Source organism: Caenispirillum bisanense (genome assembly GCF_900230255.1).
Classification (GTDB): Bacteria; Pseudomonadota; Alphaproteobacteria; order Rhodospirillales; family Rhodospirillaceae; genus Caenispirillum; species Caenispirillum bisanense_A.
Map to the genome: position 1 here is coordinate 1 of NZ_OCNJ01000025.1, position 10,692 is coordinate 10,692.

Here is a 10,692-nt window from a genome sequence, read left to right on the forward strand (position 1 = left end):
CGCTGACCGCGAGGCCGATCCATCATCACCACCGTCGCGGTCCATCGTGTCACCTTCGATGTCGCGCGCTCCTCACCGACGATGTCGCTCTACACTCCAGGCCCAACCTCTGGCCCAAGACATCGGCCGCCAGAGTCCAACGTTCCGCGCCGAACCGTTCCGCTTCCTCAGGGTCCACGTTGATGCTGGCGTGATAGATCGCCTTTCGGCACCGCGTGCCCCTCGCAATCGCGCGCATCTCCTCGAAGGCCCCCGCTATATCCTTTGAGACAACACCGTGTAACCCGAGCACATCCACCGACTCGTTCTCGGCGGCCAGCAGGTGCCGAGCTAGACGACCGGCATCCCGTCGCGTCATGCCTCGGCTACTCCCCTTGATCACCATCATTTCCTCCCACCAGAGCCAGTTGGAGGCTCCGCTTGAGCGCGTCGACGTCGTTGGCGAGGCGTAGGAGGACCTTTGTTTCAGGCAGTCGGCCATGTGTATTGGCTTGCCTCGCGAGCTGATTGACGTTGGAGCCGAGCTTTCCGAGTTGCCCCAGTAGGCGCGCCAACATCTCGACGTCGGCCGCAGGCTTTCGACGGGGCGGTGCCCGTCTGGGCGGGACGGGATCAGGTACTCGGTCCATTGCCCACTTGAGAGCCAGCGCGCGACACGCATCCCCGGCGGTCCGTGGACGTCGCAGCCCAGAAGCGGCCGAGGCAATGCGTGCGGCTTCCTCGTCGGACACCCGAAAAGACATGACATGCGTTCGCTTCGGCGGGCGTCCTAAAGCCTTCCCGTTGGCCGACGGCGTCGAGGACGTCATTTCAGACCCTCCCCGCATGCTGGACGGTGATCATCATGGGGAGAGCAGGCGCCTCCTCCTCCACAGCATCGGCCAAGGCTCGCAGATACTCAGCCACGACGTCGGGGGGCAATTGCCCAGCGTGTACGGCAAGCTGCGCGCCGTGAGCCATGTGGGCTGACCCGATGGCGATGGCGTCGACAGTGAGGCCATCACCCACGGCGGCGGCAAGATCGGTCTTCATCCGATCGAGAAGCCAGTCGGCCCAGGAACTGGCGGCATGTCTCATGTTGTTCCTCCCTCTCTGTTGGGGGTCCACGGGGGCATCGCCCCCTGGCAAGCGCGTCGTGTAAACGACATGGCTTGCTGTCCTCCCTGTTGTTCTCTCAGGGTTAGCGCGGGGAGCCGCAAAAGGGAGCTGGAAACCGCACAAAATTAGGGGTTCCCGACCGCAACCTGTTGACAGGTGCTGGCGGTGTCAGACGTAGACGCGCCCAGAAATCGTGTATACACGAGCCGTTGGCTGCGCCCGAAAACGGCGACACGGGTATGCCCCCGCCTGTAGGTTCTTGAGGTTGTGCACCACAAGCAATACGCTGTGCCCCTACTACAACAGGCGCCTCATAGGCACGCCGTGCGCGGCCGTCACAGACGCAAGCGCGCACCATTAGGCGAAATCCTTGGGCAGGGTCTAACGCAGGAATATTAGGAACACTTCATTAATGCACTTGTTCAACCGCAAGACGCTGAAGCGTCAAATTCAAGCCGCAGCAATCCCCCCCGATCATCTCGCCACACTTAACGAATGGGCAGAGCTGATTCGCTCAGGCCGCATCGAGAAGCTCAAGGAAACTGCACTGCGCGAGGACTTCGGCTCTAAGATCGTCAGGGGAATTCTTGGCTATCGCGGCCCATCCTCTGGCGCTAGCTACACGGTCTCAACCGAGCAAGCTATCCTGGGCGGTAGCGTCGATCTCGCTCTCGGCCGCTTCGGCGGCACGACGCCTGACATCGTAGCGCCCTTTGAGCTAAAAGGTGCTAAGACGCGCGACCTGGACGCGATCATGCCAGGCCGAAACAAAAGCCCCGTCCAGCAGGCGTGGGAATACGCCATGAACGCGCGCGGCGTTAAATGGGTGTTGGTCTCCAATATGGTCGAGCTACGGCTCTACGGCTTTGGCGAGGGCACCCAGGCGTATGAGACGTTCCGCTTCGACCAACTAACTGATCCTGCTGAATACTCTCGGTTTATGCTCCTTCTATCGGAGGAGAATCTCCTATCAGGCCGAACACTGGACCTCCTCAAGCAAAGCCGCGAAGAAGACAAGGACATTACCGACAGCTTGTACCGCGATTACAAGAAGCTGCGCCTGGACTTACTCGGCGCCGTGCAAACCGCGGACAAATCGATCGGCTCCCTCGACGCAATCGCCATTGCGCAGAAAATTCTTGATCGCGTTTTATTTATTGCCTTCGCCGAAGATACCGGACTACTCCCCGACAACACTCTTGCGAACGCTTTCATCACACGGGATCCGTACAACCCACGTCCCGTATGGGATAACTTTAAAGGCCTCTTCCGCGCTATCGACGCAGGTAGCACTTCCCTGAACATTCCCCGTTACAATGGCGGGCTTTTCCGTTCCGACGCCCAGATCGACGCCCTCAAGCTACCTGACGAAATCTGTGAAGGCTTCAAGACTATTGGGAGCTATGACTTCGCTTCTGAGGTATCGGTCACCGTTCTCGGCCACATCTTTGAACAATCCATAGCGGACGTCGAGCGCCTGCAAGCTATGGCTCGTGGCGAAGAGGAAGAACCCGAGAAAACAAACGGAACAAGTGGCCGACGCAAGCGCGACGGAGTCGTATATACACCCGATTACATCGCGCGCTTCATTGTGGCGGAGACGCTCGGGAAGCACCTAGAAGAGATTTTTGAGAGCATTCTGCGCGACCACGCCAAGAAGGGAACGGACGTAAGAGACTATGCAAACATTTCTTGGCGTAGAAAAACGGCAGAATTAGAGGCATGGGAGAAGTACCGCGATCGATTGAAAACACTTCGTATTGTCGATCCTGCCTGCGGATCCGGCGTCTTCCTTATCATGGCTTTCGATTTTATGAAGGCCGAGCTAACGCGCGTGAACGACAAAATCAAGGAGCTGCTGCCAAAAGCGGAGCACGTTGGCGATCTGCTCACTTTTGTTCCTGACAGTGAAATCCTGACGAATAACCTTTTTGGTGTAGACGTTAACGAGGAGAGCGTCGAGATCACGAAGCTGTCGCTATGGATCAAGACCGCGCGGCGCGGCAAGGTGCTTGACAGCCTGTCTGACAGCGTCCGCGTCGGCGACAGTCTCATCGAGGACAGCAACTTCGCCTACCTCGACCATGCTTTCAGTTGGGAAACGGCGTTTCGGGATGTTTTCAGCGAAGGCGGCTTCGACGTGGTTCTAGGCAACCCGCCCTATGTCAGGATGGAATTTCTTAAGACCCTAAAGCCATATCTGGAAAAGAGGTATGAAGTTGTTTCTGACCGCGCCGACCTATACTGCTATTTTTACGAGCGCGGCCTCCGAATCCTAAAGCCAGGCGGTCGCCTGGGATACATTTCATCGAACACATTCTTCAAGACCGGCTCCGGCCAGCCTCTGCGTGAATACATACTGCGTGAAGCAACTATTGAAGGCGTCGTAGACTTCGGAGACCTCCAAGTTTTTCACGGCGTTACTACCTATCCGGCGATCATAACCATGAAACGTGGCAAAGCTCCAAAAGGGCACGAGCTACGCTTTTGGAAGGTAGACTCACTCCCCGAGAGCAACTTCCTTTCCACATGGGAGGCGGCTGCTGGGCCGTACCCGCAAAGCGCGCTGACTGAGGGTTCTTGGGAACTTGAGAACCGCGCGCTGCGCGCCCTGCGTGACAAGATAAGGAAAGGAAAGGAGACCCTAAAAGATGTTTACGGCTCCCCACTGTATGGCATAAAAACTGGCTTGAATGAGGCGTTCGTCATCGACACAGAGACTAAGGAACGCCTATGCGCCGAAGATCCAAACTCTATAGACCTCTTGAAGCCATTTCTTGAAGGCAAGGATATCAAGCGATGGCGAAACGAGCCGCGCGGGCTGTGGTTGATATATATTCCTCAGAGACGCATTAAAATTGACGCCTATCCAGCCATTCGGGACTGGCTACTACCCTTTAAAGACAAGCTGGAAAAGCGGGCAACAAAACAATCTTGGTTCGAGCTACAGCAGCCGCAGGAAGCTTACTCGCCTCATTTTGAGAATGCGAAGATTGTATACGGCCATTTTCAGGAAAAGCCGATCTACTCTATGGAGGAAACAGGAGCCTATTCTAACAACAAAACTTATTTCATACCACATGCCGACTGGGCTTTGCTGGCGATCCTAAACTCGAATGTGATCTGGTTTGATTTTTGCTCAAGAACCACGTCCGTTCGAGGTGGCTGGCGTGAAGCTACAGCTCAGCATGTTGAAAAGCTCCCGATACCTGTTGTAGCCGACGCTCTCAGAGTTGAGTTGGCGCGTTTGGCCAAGCAAGCGCAGCAAGCGGCAGCAAAGCGCTTGGCGCTTCAAACATCGCTGGTGCGCCGAATCCCCGACCTCTGCCCGGCTGGCCGAGAACCAAAGCTGACTGTTCGTCTTAGGGAATGGTGGACACTCCCAGATTTTGCAGCCTTTCGCGCTGAAGTGAAGAAGGCGTTCAAGTCCGATATCCCACTTTCTGAGCGTTCGGACTGGGACGACTGGATCACAAGAGATCGCCCAGAGATCGCGCGCCTGGGGGCGGAAATTGCGCAGGCGGAAGCGCAGATTAACAGCATCGTCTATGATCTCTTTGGCCTCACGAAAGAAGAGATTGCACTTTTGGAAGCGGCAATCTGAGAGGGCACAACGTCCTGGATGAGTTAATACCGCTTGCGAAGCATGAGTAACCACGCTCATGAACATGAGCGTGGTGCGCTCACCCGTATTATCTATTATCTGCTATTTAACTGGTTCCTATCGGAAGCCGTCGTTATGACGCCTAGCGGACCCAGACGGCGGAGGAGTTGGATGGTGAGCAAGCGACCCTTCCTAGCGTTCGAAGAGAGTATCGGACGCATTCTGGATCTGATTGACGAAGGAATTACGGTTGAACGTCCAGAGACTGTTGAGGCAGCCCGCCAGCTCGCCAACGTCGGGGGAGCCTTAAGCTTCTTTTTTGGCGCCAGCATGGTGTGGCACGGCGGTGAGGGCCAGACCACCGAGTACTCGGAGCAAGACCGCGAGCGCCGGCGAGCCCTCTACAGCCGCGCCGCCGCGGCGCTGGCCATGGCGCCTACCGAGGATCTGAAGATCGCCCTGGGCGACGACCTGAGGGGCTTCCAGAAAGCCCGAGACTATGTGCTCGGCGTTCATCTTCGTTTTCTGAAGGACCACTATGCCGAGACGGCAAGTCCGACCTTTGCTTGGCAGGCATACCTCTGCTGTCGTGCCGCCCAACGCCCTGTGGAAGACTGGGTCCTGGAATACCTCGACGTCTGCGCGAAGCGCCTGGTCGCGCTGACACGGGATCCCCCGAAAGACATTCCCAAAGAGGTCGCGAAGGCGGTCGGGTTCGGCACCGGGCGCGGGCGCGGAAGCCCGTTAACCGAGGCCCAAAGGCTTGAGCAGGATATCGAGATCTACAAACGCGTCCGCGCCCGTCTGGACATGGGCGACAAGCGGAAGATTGCTTGGGAGAGCGTGGCTGACGACATGGGTCTGTCGCCCTCCAAAGTTCGGGAGACCCACAAGACCTTCGCCGAGAAATTCGGCGACGGCGTGTTTCCTGAACAGGTTTGAGAAATTCTCTATTTAAGTAAACCTGGATTATAAAGAACCCCCTACATATTCACATATCTCTGAGCATCGTGCATGTCTTCTTGGGAGCGCGGGACTGCGCACCCATCAACAAGGAGATATGGAATGACGAAGAGAACAGAATCCTCATCCTCAGAATCAGAAACACTCAAGATGACGGGGGACTCTACTGGTATGACCCCCTTCGACTTGAACAACCTTCGCTTAGATTTGAACTACTTGGAGACAGGCGGGGTCAAGAAGCTCTTGAATACGGTGCCCGTGCGAAAGCCGCACAGGCAGGAGTTCTTTCGGGTTCACCCTGATGCTGGTTCGCGTGCCCTTACGCTGGTCGTCGACTACAAGGGCGACAACTTGATGTACCTCGTCCACCCGAGCCTGCGGGGCGAATTGGTTGAGGAGGCGATCCCCGTCACGCTGTACCTCGCCATCAACAGGGCAGGTGCCCCTTTCCTGTTTCCCTGCAAAATGCCACTGCCCGATGGCAAGATCCTCGACTGGCACCGTTCGGCCCTGGAGGCGGCCGAGTATGCCATGACCGGCTGGGTTCGCATGCAGGCTAATATGGCCCTTGGGGCGTACGACATTGCCATGCCGCAAGGGCAGCTGGCGGAACCGGCTTGGCCCGAGGAACCCTTCCAAAAGATTGTCGAAATCGCTTTCCGTAACAGGCTGATCGACTCTCTCGACCACCCGGTGGTCAAGGATCTGCGGGGTTTTGAATGATGGACGCCCTCCCCTTCAAAGAGGTCTGGGCAGTGGATTTCGAGTTCATCGCGGGGGAGGGTCGCACGCCCTCCCCCGTTTGCCTCGTAGCCCGCGAGATCAAGTCAGGCCGTCTCGTCCGCCTCTGGCACGACGAGTTTGGGCAAGAACCGCCCTATGCCGTCGACGCCGACGCCCTCTTCGTCGCCTACTACGCCAGTGCTGAAGTCGGCTGTCATCTGGCCTTGGGCTGGCCGCCCCCCGAACGTGTCCTGGACCTTTTTACCGAGTTTCGTGCGCGTACCAACGGCACGGCCGCCACGGCGGGAAACGGCCTTCTCGGGGCGTTGACCCACTTCGGCCTGGACAGCATCGGAGCAGTCGAGAAAGAGGGGATGCGTGACCTCATCCTTTCTGGTGGCCCCTGGGATGATGACGATAAGGCGGCCATCCTGGACTACTGCCAATCGGATGTGGACGCCCTCGCCCGCCTTCTGCCTGTAATGGTCTCAAAGATTGACCTGCCGCGTGCCTTATTGCGGGGCCGCTACATGACGGCGGCGGCGCGGATCGAGGCGACCGGCATCCCGATCGACGTCCCGACGCTGAAGGCCATGCAAGAGCATTGGCGGGACATCCAAGCCCTCCTGATCGAGGAGATCGACGCCAGCTATGGCGTCTTCGATGGTACCACCTTCAAGCATGACCGTTTCGCCAGCTACCTGATCGCCCGTGGCATCAATTGGCCGCGGACGGAGACAGGTCGCCTCGCGGTGAGCGACGACATCTTTCGGGAACAGGCGAAGGTCTACCCAGTCTTGGAGCCACTCCGCCAACTCCGCTCCATGCTGGGCCAGATGCGTCTTTCGGATCTGACGGTAGGCCCAGACGGACGCAACAGGACCATGCTGTCCGCCTTCCGCTCGAAGACCGGCCGAAACCAACCGAGCAACAGCCGCTTCATTTTCGGCGCGTCCAGGTGGCTCCGCGGTCTGGTTCGTCCTGAGCCTGGGCGGGCTCTTGCCTATGTGGATTGGTCGCAACAGGAGGTCGGCATCGCGGCCGCACTCAGCGGCGACGCCGCGATGGCCGCGGCCTACACCAGCGGAGATCCGTACCTGGCCTTCGCAGTTCAGGCAGGAGCGGCACCTGAAGGTGCCACCAAGGCGACGCACAAGGACGTCCGGGACCTCTACAAGGCGACGGTTCTGGCGGTCCAATACGGCATGGGGGAGGAGAGTCTCGCTCGCCGGATTGCCCAACCAGAGATCATGGCCCGCCAGCTACTGCGGAAGCACCGCGACGTCTACGCCGCCTTCTGGAAATGGTCAGACGCCGTCGTCGCCCATGCCATGACGTGCGGTTGGTTGTCGACCGTTTACGGCTGGCCGCTCCACGTGGGGAAGGCGGCCAACGAGCGGATGCTGAGGAACTTCCCCATGCAGGCAAACGGGGCCGAAATGCTCCGCATCGCCTGCTGCCTCGCCACAGAGCGGGGCATAGAAGTCTGTGCTCCCGTTCATGACGCCCTCTTGATCGAGGCATCCAGCGCGGAGATCGACGCGGTGGTGAAGGAGACTCAGGCGGCGATGGCGGAGGCGTCTCGGTTTGTCCTGGATGGCTTCGAGTTGGCGACCGACGCCAAGGTCGTTCGCTACCCCGACCGTTTCATGGAGGACGGGGGAACGGAGATGTGGGGGCGTGTCTCCACCATCCTCAACCGCCTGGACGCACAGTGCACAAAGAAGGACTTGGCCCATGCTTAATCTCGACGACTGGCAACTCGACGCAGCCGCTCCGCATGTGCCATCGGTGAAGCCGAAGGGGCAACCGCAAAAACGCCGTGCCCCATTTCTCAAGGGACCGGTCCCGCTGGCTTGGCTTGCCGCAGCGTCACAGCTCCCCGGTCGAGCCTTGGCCGTCGGTATCGCTCTGTGGTTTCAAGCAGGCCTTCACGGTTCGCAAGACGTCAAGCTAACGAACCAAGCCCTCTCCGCTTTCGGCGTCGACCGTTTTGCGAAGAAGCGGGCACTGGATGCCCTTGAGGAAGCTGGCCTTGTACTGGTGAAACATCAGCGAGGCCGAAGCCCTCAGGTTCGCATCCTTACCGTGCCTGAAGCTGATTGACGAAAGGACCGCTCTTCTGCAGCCTTATCCAAATTGGCCTTCCTGATACGGTTCGTTTTATGCCTCGAGCACGCAAGACAGGCGGCCCCCTGCGGGCCGCCATTTACGCTCGGTACTCGTCCGACCTACAGAGCGCTAACTCCATTGACGACCAAGTCGCCCAGTGCCGTGAATACTGCGCGCGGATGGGCTGGACGGTGGTCGCCGAGTACGCGGACCCCGCCACCTCAGGGCGCGGCAAGGTGCGGCCAGAGTACGAGCGGATGAAGGCGGAGACCGACCGCAACGCCTACGATGTCGTCGTTGCTGACACGCTTGCGCGCTTCGACCGCCAGCCGTCGCGGCTTCAGGCTTGGTATGAACGCCTCGTGTTTCACGGCATCAAGATGCACACCATCGCCCAAGGTGAGATGGACGCCCTTAAGCTGTCGATTTTCGTCGGCATCGCCGAGAACTACCTCGATGGCCTGCGGCATGAAACGCGGCGCGGCCTGCGGGGCAAGGTGACTGCAGGACTGTCGGCGGGCGGGCGCGCCTATGGTTACCGCCTGCACCCTGAGATCAAAGGCGAACGCATCATCCACGAAGAAGAGGCGGAGGTGGTGCGTCGCGTTTTTGAGGAGTATGCCGCCGGCGCCTCGCCCCGCGGCATCGCAGCTGGCCTGAATGCCGACGGCATCCCCGGTCCCCGCGGAGGTGAATGGGCGGACACGACGATTAGAGGAAGCGCGGCCAAGGGAACTGGTCTTCTCAACAATGCCCTCTACGTCGGCCGCTTGGTCTGGGACCGTTGTAGTTATGTGGTCGAACCGTCAACCGGCGCCCGAAAGCCACGCCCGAAGGATGAGGCCGAATGGCATGCCACCGACGTCCCGCACCTCAGGATCGTCGACGATGAGCTGTGGGAGCGGGTGAAAGCGCGGCAAGCCGAAGTGCGGACCGTCATGGCTCGCGACGAACATGGCAACGCGCTCAATCACGCCCGTAGAAGCAAACATCTTCTCTCGGGCCTCCTCATCTGCGGCGAGTGCGGCGCCCCATTCATCATGGTCGGCGGGCACTACTACGGATGCAACCGCGCGCGGAGCAAGGGGACTTGCACCAACAGCTTGAAGATCCGCCGCGAACGCATCGAGAAGCAGGTAATGCAGACCCTGCGCGAACGCCTGCTGTCGCCCGAGACTGTCGCCAAAGCAGTCGACGCCATGCGCGGCCGCCTGCGCCGTATGGAGGAAGAGGCAGACGGCCAGAAAGCGAAGCTGGTGCGCAAGCTCCAGGAGGTGGACGCACAACAGCGCCGGATTGCCGACGCCATCGCAGACGGCTTCTACAACGCGGCAATGAAGGATAAGAACACGGCGCTGGAGGAGAAGCGGCGCCAACTGCAAGCTGATTTGGCAGAGCTTGAAGGAGAGGCCCCGCCCATTCCCGATGCCACCGCGCTGGCAGAGGGCTACCGCCTGATCATGGACAACCTGACGACGCTTCTGGACGGCACCGAGTACCCTGAGGGTTCGTCCGCCTGGGATCTGCTGCACCGCTCGATCAAGCGGATCACCCTGACGCCCAAAAGTGACCGCTCGGGGCTGGACGCCGAGCTTGAAGGGAGCTTTGCGGGAATCGTCGGTTTGGTCGTCGCGGACGGCGCGGGCCACAAAGACGAAAACTCCCCCGAGGGCTCGGAGGAGTGTTCGACGTCGGTGGTTGCGGGGGCAGGATTTGAACCTGCGACCTTCAGGTTATGAGCCTGACGAGCTACCGGGCTGCTCCACCCCGCGGCAGGGTGTGGGGTGTTCGGGGGACATCGTGTAGGCCATTGTGGTGTGCGGTTGCGGTGTGTTTCGTGCTTGGAAGACCCGGCGGCGTTCTACTCTCCCACGCCTTGAGACGCAGTACCATCGACGCTGTGGGGTTTCTCGGCCGAGTTCGGGATGGGATCGGGAGTGGCACCCACGCCATGACCACCGGGTCGTCGAAGCGCGAAACGGGCAACCGTGTGAAGCGGTGACTGTAGTTGGTGGCGGGGAGCGCTGTGATCGTACGGCCCGGCGGCGGATTTGCCGCTGCGGGCGGTGATCGAAGCCTATCGAGCGATTAGTACCGGTTAGCTGCATGCATTGCTGCACTTCCACACCCGGCCTATCGACGTGATGGTCTTTCACGGCTCTCAGGGACGCCTGGTTTTGAGGTGGGTTTCC

General features: G+C 59.5%; 9 protein-coding genes, 1 tRNA gene and 2 rRNA genes. 6 read left to right on the forward strand and 6 right to left on the reverse strand.

Annotation, left to right across the window (positions count from 1 at the left end):
- Window positions 1-49: 49 nt before the first annotated feature.
- The 3 genes from CRP50_RS25735 to CRP50_RS24405 are packed head-to-tail and all read right to left on the reverse strand — an operon-like array spanning window position 50 to window position 1,077.
- Window positions 50-388 carry a hypothetical protein gene (locus CRP50_RS25735; protein WP_176525340.1) on the reverse strand — a complete coding sequence of 113 codons (339 nt, stop codon included), beginning with the start codon at window positions 386-388 and terminating at the stop codon, window positions 50-52.
- Complete coding sequence (mobC, locus tag CRP50_RS26600; RefSeq protein WP_416045224.1) at window positions 366-827, reverse strand: plasmid mobilization relaxosome protein MobC; 462 nt, start codon at window positions 825-827, stop codon at window positions 366-368. The genes CRP50_RS25735 and mobC overlap by 23 nt, the downstream gene beginning before the upstream one ends.
- Window positions 811-1,077, reverse strand: a complete 267-nt coding sequence (locus CRP50_RS24405) for a hypothetical protein (RefSeq protein WP_097281814.1) — start codon at window positions 1,075-1,077, stop codon at window positions 811-813. Before CRP50_RS24405 ends, mobC begins: the two co-directional genes overlap by 17 nt.
- A gap of 433 nt (window positions 1,078-1,510) precedes the next feature.
- Here CRP50_RS24405 and CRP50_RS24410 point away from each other — a divergent pair, with 433 nt between their 5' ends.
- The 6 genes from CRP50_RS24410 (at window position 1,511) to CRP50_RS26605 (ending at window position 10,239) form a co-directional block, all read left to right on the forward strand.
- Complete coding sequence (locus CRP50_RS24410; RefSeq protein ID WP_097281815.1) at window positions 1,511-4,702, forward strand: Eco57I restriction-modification methylase domain-containing protein; 3,192 nt, start codon at window positions 1,511-1,513, stop codon at window positions 4,700-4,702.
- Between the two features lie 171 nt (window positions 4,703-4,873).
- On the forward strand, window positions 4,874-5,644 hold the full coding sequence (locus CRP50_RS24415; RefSeq protein ID WP_097281816.1) for a hypothetical protein: 771 nt from the start codon (window positions 4,874-4,876) through the stop codon (window positions 5,642-5,644).
- 192 nt (window positions 5,645-5,836) lie between these two features.
- Window positions 5,837-6,388, forward strand: coding sequence for a hypothetical protein (locus CRP50_RS24420; protein WP_097281817.1), 552 nt, complete (start codon window positions 5,837-5,839; stop codon window positions 6,386-6,388).
- Window positions 6,385-8,133 (forward strand): DNA polymerase, encoded by a 1,749-nt coding sequence (locus tag CRP50_RS24425; protein ID WP_217992124.1) that lies wholly within the window; start codon window positions 6,385-6,387, stop codon window positions 8,131-8,133. The genes CRP50_RS24420 and CRP50_RS24425 overlap by 4 nt, the downstream gene beginning before the upstream one ends.
- Window positions 8,126-8,494, forward strand: coding sequence for a hypothetical protein (locus tag CRP50_RS25365; RefSeq protein ID WP_141415255.1), 369 nt, complete (start codon window positions 8,126-8,128; stop codon window positions 8,492-8,494). Before CRP50_RS24425 ends, CRP50_RS25365 begins: the two co-directional genes overlap by 8 nt.
- A 59-nt stretch (window positions 8,495-8,553) precedes the next feature.
- A complete protein-coding gene (locus CRP50_RS26605; protein ID WP_416045225.1) occupies window positions 8,554-10,239 on the forward strand; it encodes a recombinase family protein in 1,686 nt (561 codons plus the stop codon).
- Here the strand turns inward: CRP50_RS26605 and CRP50_RS24440 are convergent.
- The 3 genes from CRP50_RS24440 to CRP50_RS24450 form a co-directional block, all read right to left on the reverse strand.
- Window positions 10,196-10,272: transfer RNA gene (locus tag CRP50_RS24440), tRNA-Met, on the reverse strand. The two genes, CRP50_RS26605 and CRP50_RS24440, sit on opposite strands and share 44 nt — an antisense overlap.
- A 76-nt stretch (window positions 10,273-10,348) precedes the next feature.
- Window positions 10,349-10,463 (reverse strand): 5S ribosomal RNA (gene rrf, locus CRP50_RS24445).
- Between the two features lie 104 nt (window positions 10,464-10,567).
- Window positions 10,568-10,692: ribosomal RNA gene (locus tag CRP50_RS24450) — 23S ribosomal RNA — on the reverse strand; the annotation flags it as partial.

Bases quoted from the DNA above. Each gene is read 5' to 3' on its own strand.
- CRP50_RS25735 (WP_176525340.1), bottom strand. From the start codon at position 388: ATGATGGTGATCAAGGGGAGTAGCCGAGGCATGACGCGACGGGATGCC.
- mobC (WP_416045224.1), bottom strand. From the start codon at position 827: ATGCGGGGAGGGTCTGAAATGACGTCCTCGACGCCGTCGGCCAACGGG.
- CRP50_RS24405 (WP_097281814.1), bottom strand. From the start codon at position 1,077: ATGAGACATGCCGCCAGTTCCTGGGCCGACTGGCTTCTCGATCGGATG.
- CRP50_RS24410 (WP_097281815.1), top strand. From the start codon at position 1,511: ATGCACTTGTTCAACCGCAAGACGCTGAAGCGTCAAATTCAAGCCGCA.
- CRP50_RS24415 (WP_097281816.1), top strand. From the start codon at position 4,874: ATGGTGAGCAAGCGACCCTTCCTAGCGTTCGAAGAGAGTATCGGACGC.
- CRP50_RS24420 (WP_097281817.1), top strand. From the start codon at position 5,837: ATGACCCCCTTCGACTTGAACAACCTTCGCTTAGATTTGAACTACTTG.
- CRP50_RS24425 (WP_217992124.1), top strand. From the start codon at position 6,385: ATGATGGACGCCCTCCCCTTCAAAGAGGTCTGGGCAGTGGATTTCGAG.
- CRP50_RS25365 (WP_141415255.1), top strand. From the start codon at position 8,126: ATGCTTAATCTCGACGACTGGCAACTCGACGCAGCCGCTCCGCATGTG.
- CRP50_RS26605 (WP_416045225.1), top strand. From the start codon at position 8,554: ATGCCTCGAGCACGCAAGACAGGCGGCCCCCTGCGGGCCGCCATTTAC.